The organism is Nocardia sp. NPDC006044 (assembly GCF_042871115.1).
GTDB lineage: Bacteria > Actinomycetota > Actinomycetes > Mycobacteriales > Mycobacteriaceae > Nocardia.
Genome location: NZ_JBIAID010000002.1, coordinates 897,376 through 914,655, shown reverse-complemented (window position 1 = coordinate 914,655; position 17,280 = coordinate 897,376). Strand labels below are relative to the sequence as shown.

The following is a 17,280-nucleotide window of genomic DNA, read 5'->3' as shown; positions in this document are numbered from 1 at the left end:
TCGCGGGCGAACGGTAGCGTGCCCAGGATGGAGACGGTTCCGATCCAAATGCCCGACGGCAGCATGGTTCCGGTACGGCTGATCCCGGCCGCAGGGGCTCATCGGCATCCGGTCACCCCGGACGCGCCGCGCCCGGTGGTGGTGATGGTGCCCGGTCTCGGCGTCCCCGCCGGGTACTACGAGCTGTTCGCCGGAAGATTGGCGGCGCGCGGGTTCGATGTGGCGATCGGTGAGCTGCGCGGCAACGGCGACAGCACGCCGAAACCCAGCGCCGCCAGCACTTTCGGCTACCACGAGCTGGTCTCGGTCGACTTCCCGGCGATCTTCTCGGTGGTGCGCGACCGATTCCCGGCCAGCACGCCGTATCTGCTCGGGCACAGCATGGGCGGGCAGTTCTCGGTCATGTACGCCGCGCGGATCCGCGGCCGGCTCGGCGGGCTGATCCTGGTCGCCTCCGGAACGCCGTATTACCGTGGCTACCCGGGACTTTCGAGTCCGGGCATCCTGGTCGGCACGGCGGCCGCGGCGCTGACCGCCGGGCTGGCGGGCTTCTGGCCCGGCGATCGGATCCCGGCGGGCGGTTTCGGCCGCCAGTCCAAGGTGCTGATCGCGGACTGGGCCCGACTGGCCCGCACCGGGCGGTTTCAGCCGGTCGGCGCCGATATCGATTACGAGGAGCGGATCTCCCGGCTCGAGCTGCCCGTTCTGTCCATCACCATGACCGCCGACGATTTGACTCCACCCGGCTCCGCCCAGCACCTGCTGGAGAAGCTGCCGAAGGCCGACATCACCACCTGGCATCAGCCGGAACCGTTGGGGCACAACGGCTGGATCCGCGAACCCGGCACCACCCTCGATCAGATCGAGAAGTGGCTGCGCGATCGTTAGCCGGGCCGGCCGAGGTCGAGGTGGCGGCTGAAGCCGTCCAGCATCGCGTCCAGCCCGAGATCGAAATGATCGGTGCCGGTGGGCTGTTCGGGTTGCTCGGTGCGCTGCGCCGCCACCGCGGCGATGGCGTGGCTGAGGATGTGCCCGATCGCGTACTCGCGCAGGCAGCGGGTGAGCTGCGTTGCGACCGTCGCCGAAAAGCCCGCGCCCTGAAGGTGTTCCACCATCCAGCTGCCGGTCTCGACGGCCAGCTCGCTGCGCACCTGGCGAGTGGCGAAGACCGGCACCGCATTCGGGTGCCTGCGCAACGTGGACCGCAGCCGGAACGCGTAGGCGCGCATCAGGTCGCGCCAAGGTTCTTGCCACGGTAGGGATTCCATGTCCAGTTCGGCGAACATCGCGGCGGCGATGCCGTCGAACAGGTCCTGCTGATCGGTGAAGTGCCGGTAGGCGGCCATCGGGTCGGCGCCGAGCGCGCCGCCGAGTTTGCGCATGGAAAATCCGTCGACACCGGTCCGATCGATGAGGCTCAGCGCTACCGCGGCGATATAGTCGCGGTTCAAGGTGGTGCGCGTCGTCGGCGCCGGACTCGCCCGCCGGGCGCGTCGCGCGCGCGTCACCTCGACGGCGTTGTCGGAATCCACGACGGCTCTCCTTCCGGGTCCAGGTCTACGACGTAGACGATATCTACACCGTAGGCCCGAAACCCCGGAACCAGCGGTCATCCGCGCCGTTCGACCAGCATCTGGGTGAAGAACTCGTAGATCAGGCCGGCCTGGAACGCCGACTGCTTGTTGTCCGCGGCGCCGCCGTGGCCGCCCTCGATGTTCTCGTGGTACCAGAACTCGTGGCCCTGTTCCTCCAGCAGCGCGGCCATCTTGCGGGCATGGCCGGGATGCACGCGGTCGTCGCGGGTGGAGGTGGTGAGCAGGATCGGCGGGTAGGCGACGTCGGCCTTCGCGTTCTGATACGGCGAGTACTTGCTGATGTACTCCCACTCCTCCGGCTTGTCCGGGTCGCCGTACTCGGCGATCCACGAGGCGCCGGCCAGCAGCAGGTGGTAGCGCTTCATATCCAGCAGCGGCACCTGGCAGACGATGGCGCCGAACAGCTCCGGGTAGCGGGTCAGCATCACGCCCATGAGCAGGCCGCCGTTGCTGCCGCCTACCGCGCCGAGCTGATCGGCGGTGGTGATGCCGCGCGCGACAAGGTCTTTCGCGATCGCGGCGAAGTCCTCGTACACCTTGTGCCGGTTCGCCTTCTGCACCGCGGTGTGCCACTGCGGGCCGTATTCGCCGCCGCCGCGGATGTTCGTCATCACCCAGGTGCCGCCGCGTTCCAGCCAGCCCATCCCGGACGCGCCGCTGTAGGCGGGCGTGCGCGAGACCTCGAAGCCGCCGTAGCCGGACATCACCGTCGGGCCGGGCGTGCCCCTGCGGTCGCGATGCCGAATCACGAAGTACGGCACCTGCGTTCCGTCGTCGGAGGTCGCGAAGAACTGCTCGGTCTCGATGCCGTCGGCGTCGAAGAAGCCGGGTTCCTGCTTGAGCTGCTCGGTGTCGCCGCCGACCGAGCTGGCCAGCAGCGTCGCGGGCGTGGTGAATCCGCTTGTGGTGAGCATGAATTCGTCGCCGCCCTCGAGCGGATCGAGGTTCATCACGCTGGTGGTGGCCATCGGCGGGGTGTCGGCCAGCGATTCCCGATGCCAGCCGTCCGCGCCGGGCGTCACCACGTAGAGCTTGGTCTGCACGTCTTCCAGCGTGATCAGCAGCAGGTGGTTCTCGGTCCAGCCGTAGCCGTGCAGCGAGGTGTGCGTGTCCGGGGTGAAGATCACCTCGAATTCCCGTGCGCCGGCGAGAAACTTCTCGAAGTCGATAGCCAGCAGCGCGCCCGCCGGGTAGGCGTTTCCGCCGACCTCCCACGGTGACTTCAGCCGGATCAGCAGCCAATCCTTGTACCAGGACTCGCTGGCATCGGTGGGCACGTCCAAATGCCTTAGCGTGCCGTCGGTTTCGAGTAGATAGACCTCTTCGTTGAAGAAGTCGGTGGCGCGGCCGATGTAGTGGCGTTCGTAGCCGGGGGTCCGGTCGTAGCCCGCCGATACCGCGACGTCGCCGGCCTCGCCCTCGAAGACGGTGACCGCGTCGGCCAATGCGGTGCCGCGCTGCCAGCGCTTGGCGATGCGCGGGTAACCCGAGTCGGTCAGCGAGCCGGGGCCGAAGTCCGTGCCGACGTACACCGAATCGATATCGATCCAGTGCAGGTCTGACTTCGCCTCGGGCAGGAAGAATCCGCCGTCCGCCGGATCGATGAATTCCCTTGTCGCCATGTCGAACTCGCGCACCACCTTGGCGTCCGCACCGCCGCGGGACAGGCTGATCAGCGCGCGCGACTGGTCCGGGCGCAGCACCGCGGCGCCGCCCCACACCCAGTTCTCGTCCTCCGCGGCGGCCAGCGCGTCCAGGTCGATCAGTACGTCCCAGTCGGGGGACTCCTTGGCGTACTCGGCGAACGTGGTGCGCCGCCACAACCCGCGCGGATGTTCGGCATCACGCCAGAAGTTGTAGAGCCAGCTGCCGCGCCGGCCGGGGTAGGCGATCTTGGTGTCGGTGTCGAGCATGTCCAGAATGCGCTGTTCGAGCTCGCGGAACCGGTCGGAGGCGGCGAATTGCTCGACCACCACGCTGTTGTGCGCGCGGGCCCAGTCGAGCGCCCGCTCGTCGGTCACTTCTTCGAGCCAGAGGTAAGGGTCGGTCACATTCTGCTCAACGCCGCTCATGCCCTCATTGTTGCCGACCAGCGCAAATCGGGGCGTGGGGGTTACCAGTAGTGCGCGACGTCCACCACCACGCGGGATCCGTTGCCCGGTCCGCCGAGGGTGAACACCCGCATCGGCAGCCGGCCGCGCACGCCGAGGCCGACCGTGGTCTGCCCCTCGAACGATCCGGCCCAGGCGACCTGGCGGAAGGTCTGGTATCCGGCTACGTCGGCCAGTTCGTTCCGGTTCCCCGGCTGGTAGGTGGCCCGGCCGGCGTCACTGTAGGCCGGCGCGTAGACGACGACCTGCAGGAATGCTCCGCCGCGCAGCGGTACCGGCGCGCCCGACGCGTCCATCGTCACCGCATCGACGTACCGGACGCGATACCCCGCGGCCGGACCGGCGACATCGAAGACCAGCCGATCGAAACATTCGTGCTCGCCGGACCGGATGCCGGTGATCGGCGCGGCGACCCTGGGTTCGCTCGACTTCTCGAGCGAACCCCACACCGATCCGCAATAGGTGGGTGTTGCCGCGGCGGGCCCGGGAACGATCCAGAGGCCGGCCAGTGCGAGGACGGAGGCAAGGAGAACGAGGACGCGACGCATGTCGCACCGCCTTCAGGCAGGAAGAATGGAGCACTTGGTGAATCGGGCGAATGGGACACGTCGTTACGGCGGAACGTGCCGCGGCTCAGTAGGATCGCGGATTCGAGCCCGATCCGACCAGGAGGTTTTCTTGCCGTTTCTGTGGGAGCAGCACTGCTGTCTGCCGTTGGTGCCCTCGGCGCGGATCGCGGACCTCGCGCGGTATCCACTCGGGTCCTATCTGTCGGTGAATGCCGGGTATTCGCCGCATTCGACCGAGGATTCGCTGAAGCTGATCCGGCAGTATCGCGCCGACGCGCTCGCCGATGGGCGATTTCGCCTGGTGCACAGCCACTCCGATATCGGCGATCCGGAAACCATCGCGCTGGCCTTCGATCTGGAGGACTCGGGGCCGCTCGGCGGCGACCTGGACAACGTGGCGTTGTTCTACGAGTTGGGCGTTCGCTCGCTGCTGCCGACCTACAACAGCGCGAACCTGGCGGGTTGCGGCTGCCTGGACGCGGACGACACCGGGCTCACCGCCTTCGGCCGGGACCTGGTGCGCACGCTCAACGAGGTCGGCATGTTCGCGGACGGATCGCACTGCTCCCGGCGCACCGGGCTCGATCTGGCGACATACACGCAGGTCCCGATGATCTACAGCCACTCCAATTTCGCCGCGCTGTGGGAGCATCCGCGCAACATCACCGATGAACAGGCGAAGGCCTGTGCCGCCACCGGCGGGGTGGTGGGACTGAACGGCGTGGGTATCTTCCTGGGCCACAACGGCATCGATGAGGCTGCCGCCCGGGTCGAGGCGATGGCGGATCACGTCGAATACGGCGCGGAGCTGCTCGGCATCGAGCACATCGGGATCGGCTCGGACTACTCGTTCGACGCCGAGGACTTCAACGACATGCTCGCCGATCACCCGGAGCTGTTTCCCGAGTCGTACACCCAATGGGGCCCGCTGCAATGGGTTCCGCCCGAGGACCTGCTCGGGACGAGCGGGGTGCCCGGTCTGGACGAGGTGCTGGCGCGGCGCGGATTCAGCGCCGAGGATCGCGCGGCAGTGTTCGGCGGCAACTTCTCCCGGGTCGCGCGGCAGGTCTGGCGCGACAACTAGCCGAGGTGTTCGGCGGCCACCCGCTTGGGCACGCACATCCGCCACGCCTCGACGATCAGCTCGGTCAGCTCCGCCTCGTCGAGGGCGGCCAGTCGCACCCGGACCCAGTTGTACCGTTCGTCCGACGGCCGCGGCAGCATGAACTTGTCCGGCTCGGCCTCGACCAGCGCCACCCGCTCGGCCTTGGGAAACGCGAACCCCATCCGGGTCTCGTCCGCGGACAGCGCCAGATAGACGATCCGGCCGATCCGGTATTTCACCCGGTCCCGGACCAGCGCCTCGGTCGTTCGCGGCAGGCTCATCGCGATCCGCCGCACGTCATCAGCTGTCACCACCCGCTGAGTATCGCGCCGGGGTACGACACTCGGCCGAATTGTCTGATTCGCCACATCGCCCGCCGTGCGAGCACCGAAGTTGCGCCCGGGTGTGGCCTACGGCTCAGTGTTGTGGGGGACCGGTGGGCCAACTCGTAGCGACGGAGTTAGGCTCGGTGTCGTGACTTCCCATTACGACGTTGTCGTTCTCGGTGCCGGTCCTGGCGGTTACGTCGCCGCCATCCGTGCGGCACAGTTAGGCCTCCGTACCGCGATCGTCGAGCAAAAGTACTGGGGCGGTGTGTGCCTGAACGTCGGCTGCATCCCTTCCAAGGCGCTGCTGCGTAACGCTGAACTGGCGCACATCTTCACCAAGGAAGCCAAGACCTTCGGGATCTCGGGCGAGGTGAACTTCGACTTCGGTGTCGCGTTCGATCGCAGCCGCAAGGTGGCGGACGGCCGGGTCAAGGGCGTCCACTTCCTGATGAAGAAGAACAAGATCGACGAGTTCGACGGCAAGGGCACCTTCACCGACGCGAACACGCTGTCGGTCGAGCTGTCCAAGGGCGGTACCGAGACCGTCACCTTCGACAACGTGATCATCGCGACCGGCACCGTGACCAAGCTGCTGCCGGGCACTCAGCTCAGCGACAACGTGGTGACCTACGAGGAGCAGATCCTCACCCGCGACCTGCCCGGCTCGATCCTGATCGTCGGCGCGGGCGCCATCGGCATGGAGTTCGGCTACGTCCTGAAGAACTACGGCGTCGACGTGCGCATCGTCGAGTTCCTGGACCGCGCGCTGCCGAACGAGGACGCGGACGTCTCGAAAGAGATCACCAAGCAGTACAAGAAGCTCGGCATCACCATCTCCACCGGTGCCGCGGTGCAGTCCATCGAGGACGACGGCTCGAAGGTCACCGTCGCGATCAAGGACAACAAGTCCGGCAACGTGGAGACGGTCACCGTCGACAAGGTGCTGCAGGCCGTCGGCTTCGCGCCCCGGGTCGAGGGTTACGGCCTGGAGGCGGCCGGCGTCGAGCTGACCGACCGCGGCGCCATCGCGATCGACGACTACATGCGCACCAATGTGCCGCACATCTACGCCATCGGCGACGTCACCGCGAAGCTGCAGCTCGCGCACGTCGCGGAGGCGCAGGGCGTGGTCGCCGCCGAGACCATCGCGGGCGCGGACACGGTCACCCTGGGCGACTACCGGATGATGCCGCGCGCCACCTTCTGCCAGCCGCAGGTCGCCAGCTTCGGCCTGACCGAGCAGCAGGCCCGCGACGAGGGCTACGACGTGAAGGTCGCGACCTTCCCGTTCATGGCCAACGGCAAGGCGCACGGCCTCGGCGATCCGACCGGTTTCGTCAAGCTGGTCGCCGACGCCAAGTACGGCGAACTGATCGGCGGCCACCTGATCGGCCCGGACGTCTCGGAGCTGCTGCCCGAGCTGACCCTGGCGCAGAAGTGGGACCTCACCATCAACGAGCTGACCCGCAACGTGCACACCCACCCCACGCTCAGCGAAGCCCTGCAGGAGGCGTTCCACGGCCTCGCCGGGCACATGATCAACTTCTGAGCGCAGTCGCACAGCCCGACGGTGGCGCCCGGTCCGAAAGGTCCGGGCGCCACCGTTTTTCGTGGTCGGGTCTGGTGGTCTCGCCGCTGGTTTGCTAGACAGCGATGATGCGTAAGTGGCTGATCGGCGGGGCGCTGGTGGTTGTCGTCTTGCTGCTGGTGGCGGTCGGCGGGTACTACCTGATGAACTCGCGCACGTTCCAGCTGGCCGGACGGCTGGTGAACCGGGTCGGCACCAGCGACAAAGTGGTGGCGCTGACCCTGGACGACGGGCCGACCGATCGTGCGCCCGGCGTCCTGAAAGTGCTTGCCGAGCAACAGATCAAAGCAACCTTCTATCTGGTCGGCGGCGATCTCGCGGCGCATCCCGAGTACGGCAGGGCGATCGCCGAGGCCGGGCACGAGATCGGCAACCACAGCTATAGCCACCACCGAATGGTCTTCAGTTCCGCGAGTACCGTCCGGGACGAGATCGAACGCACCGACGCCGAGATCGCGAAAACCGGTTACTCGGGCCCGATTACGTTCCGTCCGCCGTACGGCAAGAAGCTCTGGTCGCTGCCCGAGTACCTGTCCGATCACGATCGCACCTCGGTGACCTGGGATGTCGAGCCCGACTCCGGCGAGACCGCGACCGCCGACGAGATCGCCGCGCAGGCCGTGCGCGAGACGCGGCAGGGCTCGATAATTCTGCTGCACGTCATGCACCGGTGGGCCGAACCGGCGCTGGCCGCCATCCCGCGCATCGTCGCCGAACTACGGGCTCAGGGCTACCAATTCGTCACCGTCTCGGAGTTGATGCGGCACTGATCAGAGCATCCCGTAGGCATGAGACGGGGTGAGGATGGCCAGGGCCCGGCGATCGGCGACCATGGCGCGGCGGTAGTCGTCCCAGTCCGGGTGTTCGCCGTTCGCGGCGCGGTAGTAGTCGACGAGGGCCTCGACGGTGTCGTCGTGCGGGTCCTCGGCCACGGGCGTGACCGAGGCGATGGCCTCGATCACCGCGTAGGCGAAGAAGTCCTCGCGGGTGACGTGGATGGCGGCCCACGGTTCGCGCACCAGGTTGTGGTATTTCGCGCGGTCCGCGGTGATGGAGATGCGGATGGTGCCGTCGCCGCCGATCACGTGCAGCACGTTGGACAGTTGCGGACGGCCGTTGCGGCGGATGGTGGTCAGCACGGACCTGCGGTGGTCGCGGGCGAAGTCGACTGCTCGGGCGAGTTCCATGCCGGTATTCAACCGGTGGTGATCCGGGTCTCTTCCCCCGGGCGGCTCAGTCGCGGTGGTAGGCCGCCTGGGCATCACGGACTTTCGGCATGTTCGTCTCGACCACCAGGACCAGCGCGTGCAGCTGATCGGCGACCTGGGCGCCCAGTTCGGTCAGCGTGTATTCGACCCGCGGCGGGATGGTTTCCTGCACCTCGCGATGCACCATGCCGTCGCGTTCCAGGGCCTGCAGGGTCTGCGACAACATCCGCTCGCTGACGCCGTCGACCCGCCTGCGCAGCGCGCTGAACCGGTAGGACCCCTCGCGCAGCGCGACCAGGGCGAGAATGCCCCAGCGGCTGGCTATGTTCTGCAAAACCGGCCGTGACGTGCAGTTCCTGGCGAATACGTCGGGTTCCAGCGACGGGTCGTCCAGGTCTGGCGACGAGGTGCGCTGCGTACTCATACATCCGATAGTACCCAACTTGACCAAAGTGGTGTATGAATGCATAGTACTTACTAATAGTTAGTGCTTAACGAACCGTACATGCTCATGGAGGTAGAGATGACCGTTGCCGTGACCGGCGCCAGTGGACAGCTGGGCCGTCTCGTCGTACAGGCGCTGCTGCGCGAGGGCGCCGCGCCGGTGGTCGCGATCGTGCGCGATCCGCAGAAGGTCGCCGATCTGGCCGAGCAGGGCGTGGACGTGCGGCAGGCGAGTTACGACGACGCCGAAGCGCTGGACCGCGCGCTGGCCGGGGTCGACCGGGTGCTGCTGGTCTCCGGCAACGAATTCGGCGCCCGAGTCGCCCAGCACACCAACGTCATTCGCGCCGCCGAGCGCGCGGGCGTCGAACTGCTCGTCTACACCAGCATTCCGCAGGGATCGCAGAACCCGATGATCCTGGCGCAGGAGCACATCGGCAGCGAGGCGGCGCTCGCCGATTCGACTGTGCCGCACACGATTCTGCGCAACGGCTGGTACTGGGAGAACTACCTCGGCGGCCTCGCGCACGCCGTCGAATCCGGCGTGCTGAACGGCGCCGCGGGCGAGGGCCGGGTGGCCGGCGCGGCGCGCGCCGACTACGCCGAAGCTGCCGCGAAGGTGCTCACCACCGACGGGCATGCCGGTCAGGTGTACGAATTGGGCGGCGACGAGCGCCTCACCTATGCCGAACTGGCCCAGGTGATCTCGTCGGTGGCCGGCCGGCCGGTCAGCTACCGGGACCTCCCGCAGGCCGACTACGCCGCCGCCCTCCAGCAGGCAGGCCTGCCCGCCGACTACGCCCACGCGCTGGCCGACGCGGACGCCGGCATCACCAAGGGCCTGCTCGACGTAACCAGCGGCGACCTGCAGAAGCTGCTCGGCCGCCCCACCACCCCCGCCGCCGAGGTGTTCCGCGCGGCCCTGAGCTGAGCCGCGCACCCGCCGATTTCCCGCATACCGAATCGCCGACGATTCGGTGCGCGGGAAATCGAGTTCTATGCGGCTACACCCACTGCACCAGCTGCACGATGATCCCGTTCGGGTCGCGCATCTGGAAGTAGCGCTCGCCCCATTCCTCGGTCTCGATCGGGGTGACGATGGGGACCCCCTCGCTTTGCAGGCGGGCGTACTGGTCGTCGATGTCCTCCACGATGAACACGACCAGCAGGCCCTCGCCGGCGCTGCCCGCCGCGCTTTCCGGCTTGAACGATTTCAGCCCGGTTCGCAGGTAGATCACGTTGAGCCCGGCGTCCGGACGGTCCAGTGAGATGAACCCGTCGGCCGACATCTTCTCCACGAAGCCCAGGTGGTCGATCAGGAACTTCGCCGACGCCAGCGGATCGGGGACGTTGAGCGAGATGGCGGAAGCGGTGATGTTCATAGGCCCTCCTCGGAGCTCCGGAATTAACTCTATACTTAGTACGATGTACTTTGTAGAAGAATTCCGGGGCGGCCGCACTATGACCTGCGTCACGTCGATACGATCGGGGCGACCAGGCGAGGAGGCAGGGTGGACGACGATTCGGGGCAGCGGCGCGGAAAGCAGGATCGCAGCAGCGCCGGCGACCCGGTGCGCACACTGGAGTTGCTGTGGCGGATGCCGGGCAGTCCGGCACCCGTGCGCGGACCGAAGCAACGCAGCAGCGTGGACGCCGTGGTCGCGGCGGCCATCGAGATCGCCGACGCGGACGGCATCGCCGCGCTCACCATGCGCGCCGTCGCCTCCCGGCTCGGCCTGACCCCCATGGCCACCTACACCTACGTACCGGGCAAAGCCGAGCTGATCGACCTGATGGTGGACAAGGTCTACGGCGAGATGGACCGCGCCGATTTGTCGGGCCTGCCCTGGCGTGAACGGGTCGGGCGGATCGCTGCCGAGAACCGAACCCTGCTCGCGCGCCACCCGTGGGTCGCCTACCTGCCGACCACCCGCCCGCCGCTCGGGCCGGGCATGGCCGCCAAATACGACCACGAACTGCGCGCCTTCGACGGCCTCGGCCTGGACGACGTCACGATGGACGCGTCGCTCACCTACGTGCTCGGCTTCGTCACCTCGGTCGCCCGCATCGCCATCGACACCGCGCGGGCCGCCGCGGACAGCGCGATGTCCGATCACCAATGGTGGGAACGCGCGGCGCCACTGCTGGAGCAGGTCTTCGACGCGGAACGATTCCCGGTGGCGGTCCGCGTCGGATCAACCGCGGGCCGAACCCACGACTCCGCCTACAGCGCCGACCACGCCTACGATTTCGGCCTCGCCCGAGTACTCGACGGCTTGGCGCCCCTCATCGAAAACCATTGAGCACCTGCGACTTCACGCATGTTTCTCGATATCCCGCGCCCGGCTCGCATCCCGGGCGGATTCAAGAAGCGCGCGTCTGCTGCGCGCTAGACCCCGTCGCGCTGGACGCGCAGGGCGGTGATCGTGGAGGCCAGCCCTTCGTACTGATTGACCAGCAGCACGATCTCGATCAAACTGCGCTCGTCGTAATGCTCGGCCAGCGCCGCCCAGTGCGGGTCATCCAGATCGCGGGTCCGCACCAGCTGATCGACGGCCGCGATCAGCGCCCGGTGCTTGTCCGTCCACCCCGGCGCTTCCGGCCCGGTGCGCAGCCGTTCGAGGATCTCCGCGGTCACCCCGGCCCGCTTGCCGAGCCGGATGTGATGGTCCATCTCGTACTCGCAACCGGTCAGGTGCGCGACGCGAATGATGACCAATTCCGACTCGTGCCGCGGCAACCGGCCGCCGGGCATGAGCTTGCCCGAGTAGTGCAGCCAGCCGCGGAACAATCCCCTGGTGCGCCCGAGCGTGCTGAACAGGTGCGCGTCATCGGTGCCCGCGGCCTTGGAAAGCACCTGCCAGACCACCCAGTTGATCGGGCCCAGCTCGCGCAGGCGTCCGGGCGAGATGCGTGGTCGCAGCGCTGAAACCATGCTTGGTCGGCTCCTCCGCGTGAGGGGGTGGGCGGCCCGGCGGTACCGGGCCGAGCCGTCAGCCTACCGGCGAGTACGTCCCGGATCGAGGGCTGTCGCCAATTGCCCGCGCACCCTGGGGTTTACCCCGTTACGATCGATCTGCCCGTCCTGACGACGCGGAGAGGCGGACGAGCTCGACATGCTGGTGAGGGTCAAGCCCGGGGCACAACTCTCGGGTGCTGAACAAGAATTCGTCGAATGTCTGCGTTCCTATCCGTCGGCGGCCCTCGCCATGATCGACGTGCCGGTCGGCGATCGGCGCATCGATGCGGTGATCTGGACGCCGCGCGGGCTGACCGTGCTCGAGGTCAAAGGGTTCCGGCGCAGGCAGAGCGGAATTCTCAGCATCGCCGCGGATGGGCCATGGAAGATCAGCGATGCCGAAGCGGACCTGGACGAGCCGTCCGGCAGCCCGTCGGATCGGCTGGAACACGGCATCTCGGCGGTGAAGACCACGCTCGAGCGGGCGCTGATCGACCCGGGGCACGTCTGCGGCGCCGTCGCGCTGATCCCGTTCCGCGGCGCCGTGGTGCGGCCGTCGCGCACCAACCTGCGACCAGGACTGGACGTTGTCGTCGGCAATGTCGCCGACGCCACCGAGCTGCGCATCTACCTCGAAAGCTTCTCCGCCGGACCGCGAAAGTGGACGGCCGACCGGGTGATCGGCGACTGCGCCGCGCTCGGTCTCGCCGACCGCACGCCGTCGCGCACCGACCTGGTGGACGCCGGGTTCGAGCAGGTGGCGCAGGAGTCGCCGAGCGTCATCCCGCGTCCGCCCAAACCCCGGGTCGAGCCCACCCCGGGTGTCGCGACGAAAAAGCACTCGTACGCCGGGTGGACCATGGTCGCGCTGGCGGTCGTCGGGATGATCGCGGTGATCGGGGTGATCGCCAACTCGCTGGTGCACGACTCCTCGCAGCCGACGCCGCAGGAAACCAGCACGACGAGCCCGACCCCCTCACCGCCCGCCTACCGGCCCAAGCAGTGCTGGCCGTTCCAGCAGGACTGCTGAGGGTCAATCCCGCACGGCCCGAGCCAGTTTGGTGAGCTCCAGCGCACGCTGAGCGCGGGCCAGGACGTGCGCGCGGGAGATGTCGATGTGCGTGATGAGGGTGTGCAGCGCGCCCTTCACGTTGCCGGACAGGAGTTGTTCGGCGATCGCGATGTGCTCGGCAGTCATGGTGGCGATGCGGTCCGGGGTCGGCACGTCCAGGGTGCGGACCGGGCGCACCCGGCTGTGCACCGCGGTAAGTGCTTCTGCCAGCGCGGTATTGCCCGCCGCGGTCAGCAGGGTCGTATGGAAACGCTCGTCGGCGACCAGCGCCGGACCGGGTTCCGGCGGGGTGTCGCGCAGTGTGCGCCAGGTGTCCAGCTCGGCTCGGATCAGGTCGAGATCGTGTGCGGGCCGCCCGGTTTCGGGTGAATCCGCGCTCACCCGCTGAATACCCCTGGCCTCCAGGACGATTCGCAGTTCATACAGGTGATCGAGTTCATCGAGTCGCGGCCGGTACGGGTAAAGACCGTCGGCGCGCCGCTCGATCAGTCCGTCGGCCTGTAACCGAGCGAGTGCCTCCCGGACCGGGGTGCGCGATACCCCGTAGATCTCGGCGAGCCGTTCCTCGCCGAGTCGTTCGGTCGGCACGAAGATACCGGCGGCGAGATCCCGGCGCAGCGAGTGATACACGCGCTCGCTCAACGGGATCCGCCCCCGACGCGGCACGGTGGTCAGCTCAGATCGCCATCGCCGAGCGGACCGCGGTCTCCGCGCCCGCGCCGCCCTCGCCAGTGGAGGTGACCCGGCCGGACGCCAGGATGTAATAGCGCTGCGCCGCCTGGAGCGCGAAACCGATGTGCTGCTCCACCAGCAGCACGCTCAACCCGCCGCGGCGGGTCAAATCGATGATGGTGCGCTCGATTTCGGCGACCACCGAGGGCTGGATGCCCTCGGTCGGTTCGTCGAGGATGAGCAGCTTGGGCTCGGTGATCAGCGCCCGCGCGATCGCCAACTGCTGGCGCTGCCCGCCGGAGAGCAGACCGGCCTTGCGGCCCAGCAATTCCCGCAGCGCGGGAAACAGATCCAGGGACTCGTCGATCAGCGCCTTGCCGCGCTTGCGCCCGTCCGCGACTACCTGGAGGTTCTCCGCGGTGGTCAGCTGCGGGAAACTCTGTTGTCCCTGCGGTACATACGCGAGACCGCGCCGCACCCGCCGCGACGGCGACAGCTTGGTGATCGGCTCCCCGTCGAACCTGATCTGCCCCGCCTTGGTGCCGATCAACCCGACCGCGGTGCGCAACAGCGTGGTCTTGCCCGCGCCGTTGTGCCCCATGATGGCGACCACGCTGTCGTCCGGAACCGTCACCGACACACCGTGAATCACCTCGGTGCGGCCGTAGCCGGAATGGATATCGATGAGCTCGAGCATCAGACGGACTCCTTCACGGTGACATCTCCGGTCGTTGCGGCGTCTTCGAGGGCGGTGCCGATGGCCGCGGCCGTGCCGAGGTAGACCTCCTGCACCTTCGGGTCCGCCTGCACCTGTTCGACGGTGCCCTCGCTCAATACCTTGCCGCCGGCCAGCACGGTCACCGAGCTGGCGAACGAACGCATGAAGTCCATGTCGTGCTCCACCACGACGACGATGCGTTCACCGCCGATGCGGCGCAACAGGTTCCCGGTCTCCTCACGCTCCTCGGCGCTCATGCCGGCCACCGGCTCGTCGAGCAGCAGCACCGACGCGTTCTGCACCAGCAGCATGCCGATCTCCAGCCACTGCTTCTGGCCGTGCGCGAGCACCCCGGCGGGTTTGTCCCGCAGGTCGCCGAGGCCGGTGATCTCCAGCGCCTCCTCGATGCCGGGCAGCACCGAGGCGCGCCGGCGCAGCATGGTGAGTGCCGAGCGGCCCGCACCGGCGGCTATGTCGAGATTCTGCAGGACGCTGAGTTGTTCGAACACGCTCGCCGTCTGGAACGTGCGCCCGACGCCCAGCCGGGCGATCTGGTGCACCTTCTTGCCGAGCAGTTCGACGCCGGTCTTCTGCGCCGATCCGGTCGCCGGGACCAGGCCGGTGATCGCGTCGATGAGCGTCGTCTTGCCCGCGCCGTTCGGACCGATCAAGAAACGCAGATCACCTTGCAGCACAGTGATATCGACATCGGTGACCGCCTTGAAGCCGTCGAAACTGACGGAGAGGCCGCGGATCTCGAGATACTCGCTCGACATTCCGGCATTGCCGCCGAGCTTCGGTTCCGGTGTGGTCGTGCTCATCGGGATTCCACCTTCTCCGGTTCGATCGCGGGCTGCGGTTCGACGACGATTGATGCGGGCGTTGTCGGCGTGACACGACGGAATCTGCTGTCCAGCAAGCCCTTCAGCATCGGCCACACGCCCGCCAGCCCGGCCGGGATGAAGCCGATCACCACGATGAACAGCACGCCTTGCAGATAGGTCCACCCGGACGGGAACTCCTCGGAGAACGCGGTCTGCGCCCAGGCCACGCCGATCGCGCCCAGCACCGGGCCGAGCAGGGTGGTCCGGCCGCCGATCGCGACGCCGATGAGGAACGCGATGGACGGCACCACGCCGATGTCGGCGGGGGAGATGATGCCGACGATCGGCGTGAACAGCGCCCCGGCGATGCCCGCGAAGAACGCGGCGACCACGTACGCGACGATCTTCACGTTGGCCGGGTCGTATCCGAGGAAGCGCACCCGCTCCTCCTGATCCCGCACTGCCACAAGCAATTCGCCGTACCGGCTGCGCATCAGCTGGCGCACCAGCGCGACCACCACCAGCAGCGTGCCCGCCGCGATGAAGAACAGCATCTTCCGGTTCGCCGGATCGGACAGCTTGAACCCGAAGAACGCGCGGAAGTCCGACAGCCCGGTGAACCCGCCGATGGCCTGCTGCCCGGTCAGCAGGATGGCCAGCGCCGCGGCCAGCGCCTGACTCAGGATGGCGAAATACGCGCCCTTGACCCGGCGCTTGAACACGCCGTACCCGAGCACCGCCGCGACCAGCGCGGGCAGCACCAGAATCCCGATCAGCGCCACCGGCCCGGACGCGAAAGGCTGCCAGAACGAGGGCAATTCCCGAATCCCGGAGATCTCCATGAACTCCGGCACATCGTTGCCGAGCCGCGACGCGTCGGCCATCTGCAAATGCATCGCCATGATGTACGCACCGATGCCGAAGAACACCCCCTGCCCCAGCGTGAGCATTCCGCCACGGCCCCAGGCCAATCCGATCCCCACCGCGACGATCGCGAAGCAGAGGAACTTGGCCAGCAGGTTCAACCGGAAGTCGCTGAGTGCTGCCGGCGCGACCGCGAACAACAGGATCGCGGCGACGCCGAAGCCACCCAGCGCGGTCAGGGTCGAGTGCGCGCGCCACCGTTCTATCAGCGTGGTCATGCCAAACTCCTTGTGCGAACGGTGAACAGGCCCTGCGGGCGCACCTGCAGGAAGATGACGATCACGACGAACACGATGACTTTGGCGATCGACGCGGTGGTCGAGTATTCGATGTAGGAGTTGAGCAGGCCGAGCGCGAAAGCCGCGATCACGGTGCCCTTGATCTGGCCGAGTCCGCCGATCACCACCACCAGGAAGGCGTCGATCAGATAGCTCTGCCCGATGGTCGGGCTGGTCGAACCGATCAGCGTGAGCGCCACGCCGGCGACCCCGGCCAGGCCGGAGCCGATGAAGAACGTGCTGATATCGGTGAAACGACTTGATACACCGCTGGTTTCCGCCAGTCCCCGGTTCTGCACGACGGCCCGGATGCGCCGCCCCATCGGCGTCGTCTTCAGCACCGTCGCCAGCGCGATCACCGCCGCCACCGCGAGCACCAGGATGAAGATCCGGCTCTTCGGCACCACCGCGCCCAGGATGGTGACACCACCGCTGAGCCATTCCGGCGCAACGACATTCTTCGCCGGTGCCCCGAAGATGTCGCGGGCCAGCTGTTGCAGCACCAGCCCGACACCGAAGGTGACCAGCAGGGTGTCCAGCGGCCGGTCGTACATCCAGCGGATCAGGCCCATCTCCAGCGCCGCGCCGAGCAGTCCACCCACCAGGAAGCCGACCAGCAGCGACACCACCAGCGATACACCGGCCGACGAAATGACTTTCTGCACAACGTAAGTCGTGTAGCACCCGGCCATGATGAACTCGCCGTGCGCCATATTGATCACGCCCATCTGACCGAAGGTCAGCGACAGGCCGAGCGCGGCGAGCAACAGAATTGATCCCAGACTCAGCCCGGTGAAGAGCTGGCCGATCACGACGTCCACTAGGACTCCTCGGATATCGGGCCGGTGTGGGGTGACCGTGAATTCACGGTCACCCCACACCGA

20 protein-coding genes are annotated in these 17,280 nt (G+C 67.5%); 7 read left to right on the top strand and 13 right to left on the bottom strand.

Translation table 11 applies throughout. The features are described from left to right. Positions 1–27 precede the first annotated feature (27 nt). Entirely contained in the window at positions 28–888 is an 861-nt protein-coding gene (locus ACFYO1_RS21740) for an alpha/beta fold hydrolase (protein ID WP_387233728.1), read from the top strand. Here the strand turns inward: ACFYO1_RS21740 and ACFYO1_RS21735 are convergent. From ACFYO1_RS21735 to ACFYO1_RS21725, 3 genes are all read right to left on the bottom strand, one after another. Then, positions 885–1,532, bottom strand: a complete 648-nt coding sequence (locus ACFYO1_RS21735; RefSeq protein ID WP_387233725.1) for a TetR/AcrR family transcriptional regulator C-terminal domain-containing protein — start codon at positions 1,530–1,532, stop codon at positions 885–887. The genes ACFYO1_RS21740 and ACFYO1_RS21735 overlap by 4 nt on opposite strands. Before the next feature lie 77 nt (positions 1,533–1,609). Beyond that, positions 1,610–3,667, bottom strand: coding sequence for a prolyl oligopeptidase family protein (locus ACFYO1_RS21730; RefSeq protein ID WP_387233722.1), 2,058 nt, complete (start codon positions 3,665–3,667; stop codon positions 1,610–1,612). Positions 3,668–3,708: 41 nt separating this feature from the next. Further along, the gene (locus ACFYO1_RS21725) at positions 3,709–4,254 is read right to left on the bottom strand and encodes a hypothetical protein (RefSeq protein ID WP_387233719.1); all 546 of its coding nucleotides are present in this window, start codon (positions 4,252–4,254) and stop codon (positions 3,709–3,711) included. 130 nt (positions 4,255–4,384) lie between these two features. Here ACFYO1_RS21725 and ACFYO1_RS21720 point away from each other — a divergent pair, with 130 nt between their 5' ends. After that, positions 4,385–5,359, top strand: a complete 975-nt coding sequence (locus tag ACFYO1_RS21720) for a dipeptidase (protein WP_387233716.1) — start codon at positions 4,385–4,387, stop codon at positions 5,357–5,359. On the opposite strand, the gene ACFYO1_RS21715 is transcribed toward ACFYO1_RS21720, so the two are convergent. Further along, positions 5,356–5,694 (bottom strand): MmcQ/YjbR family DNA-binding protein, encoded by a 339-nt coding sequence (locus ACFYO1_RS21715; RefSeq protein WP_387233713.1) that lies wholly within the window; start codon positions 5,692–5,694, stop codon positions 5,356–5,358. The two genes, ACFYO1_RS21720 and ACFYO1_RS21715, sit on opposite strands and share 4 nt — an antisense overlap. A gap of 160 nt (positions 5,695–5,854) precedes the next feature. On the opposite strand from ACFYO1_RS21715, the gene lpdA reads away from it, so the two are divergent. Further along, positions 5,855–7,258, top strand: coding sequence for a dihydrolipoyl dehydrogenase (gene lpdA / locus ACFYO1_RS21710; RefSeq protein WP_387233710.1), 1,404 nt, complete (start codon positions 5,855–5,857; stop codon positions 7,256–7,258). A gap of 104 nt (positions 7,259–7,362) precedes the next feature. Further along, positions 7,363–8,067: a polysaccharide deacetylase family protein gene (locus tag ACFYO1_RS21705; RefSeq protein WP_387233707.1), complete on the top strand. Its 705-nt coding sequence runs from the start codon at positions 7,363–7,365 to the stop codon at positions 8,065–8,067. Here the strand turns inward: ACFYO1_RS21705 and ACFYO1_RS21700 are convergent, their stop codons facing one another. Then, entirely contained in the window at positions 8,068–8,484 is a 417-nt protein-coding gene (locus ACFYO1_RS21700; RefSeq protein WP_378722141.1) for a PPOX class F420-dependent oxidoreductase, read from the bottom strand. Between the two features lie 46 nt (positions 8,485–8,530). Beyond that, a complete protein-coding gene (locus ACFYO1_RS21695; RefSeq protein WP_378722140.1) occupies positions 8,531–8,929 on the bottom strand; it encodes a winged helix-turn-helix transcriptional regulator in 399 nt (132 codons plus the stop codon). A gap of 99 nt (positions 8,930–9,028) precedes the next feature. On the opposite strand from ACFYO1_RS21695, the gene ACFYO1_RS21690 reads away from it, so the two are divergent. Beyond that, positions 9,029–9,880, top strand: coding sequence for an SDR family oxidoreductase (locus tag ACFYO1_RS21690; protein WP_387233702.1), 852 nt, complete (start codon positions 9,029–9,031; stop codon positions 9,878–9,880). A gap of 73 nt (positions 9,881–9,953) precedes the next feature. Here the strand turns inward: ACFYO1_RS21690 and ACFYO1_RS21685 are convergent, their stop codons facing one another. Beyond that, a complete protein-coding gene (locus ACFYO1_RS21685; RefSeq protein WP_387233699.1) occupies positions 9,954–10,331 on the bottom strand; it encodes a VOC family protein in 378 nt (125 codons plus the stop codon). 216 nt (positions 10,332–10,547) lie between these two features. Between ACFYO1_RS21685 and ACFYO1_RS21680 the strand changes: the two genes are divergently transcribed. Continuing rightward, complete coding sequence (locus ACFYO1_RS21680; protein ID WP_387235293.1) at positions 10,548–11,252, top strand: TetR/AcrR family transcriptional regulator; 705 nt, start codon at positions 10,548–10,550, stop codon at positions 11,250–11,252. An 86-nt stretch (positions 11,253–11,338) separates the two neighbouring features. Here ACFYO1_RS21680 and ACFYO1_RS21675 read toward each other — a convergent pair whose 3' ends face one another. Continuing rightward, positions 11,339–11,872, bottom strand: a complete 534-nt coding sequence (locus ACFYO1_RS21675) for a carboxymuconolactone decarboxylase family protein (protein ID WP_387235290.1) — start codon at positions 11,870–11,872, stop codon at positions 11,339–11,341. Positions 11,873–12,065: 193 nt separating this feature from the next. Between ACFYO1_RS21675 and ACFYO1_RS21670 the strand changes: the two genes are divergently transcribed. Then, positions 12,066–12,938 (top strand): NERD domain-containing protein, encoded by an 873-nt coding sequence (locus ACFYO1_RS21670; protein WP_387233696.1) that lies wholly within the window; start codon positions 12,066–12,068, stop codon positions 12,936–12,938. A 3-nt stretch (positions 12,939–12,941) separates the two neighbouring features. Here ACFYO1_RS21670 and ACFYO1_RS21665 read toward each other — a convergent pair whose 3' ends face one another. The 5 genes from ACFYO1_RS21665 to urtB are packed head-to-tail and all read right to left on the bottom strand — an operon-like array spanning position 12,942 to position 17,217. Further along, positions 12,942–13,646 carry a GntR family transcriptional regulator gene (locus tag ACFYO1_RS21665; RefSeq protein WP_387233693.1) on the bottom strand — a complete coding sequence of 235 codons (705 nt, stop codon included), beginning with the start codon at positions 13,644–13,646 and terminating at the stop codon, positions 12,942–12,944. A 10-nt stretch (positions 13,647–13,656) separates the two neighbouring features. Further along, positions 13,657–14,349, bottom strand: coding sequence for an urea ABC transporter ATP-binding subunit UrtE (gene urtE / locus ACFYO1_RS21660; protein WP_387233690.1), 693 nt, complete (start codon positions 14,347–14,349; stop codon positions 13,657–13,659). Then, entirely contained in the window at positions 14,349–15,191 is an 843-nt protein-coding gene (gene urtD / locus ACFYO1_RS21655) for an urea ABC transporter ATP-binding protein UrtD (protein ID WP_387233687.1), read from the bottom strand. The genes urtE and urtD overlap by 1 nt, the downstream gene beginning before the upstream one ends. Continuing rightward, positions 15,188–16,336: an urea ABC transporter permease subunit UrtC gene (gene urtC, locus ACFYO1_RS21650; RefSeq protein WP_387233683.1), complete on the bottom strand. Its 1,149-nt coding sequence runs from the start codon at positions 16,334–16,336 to the stop codon at positions 15,188–15,190. Before urtC ends, urtD begins: the two co-directional genes overlap by 4 nt. Continuing rightward, complete coding sequence (urtB, locus tag ACFYO1_RS21645) at positions 16,333–17,217, bottom strand: urea ABC transporter permease subunit UrtB (protein WP_387233680.1); 885 nt, start codon at positions 17,215–17,217, stop codon at positions 16,333–16,335. Before urtB ends, urtC begins: the two co-directional genes overlap by 4 nt. Positions 17,218–17,280: the final 63 nt, after the last annotated feature.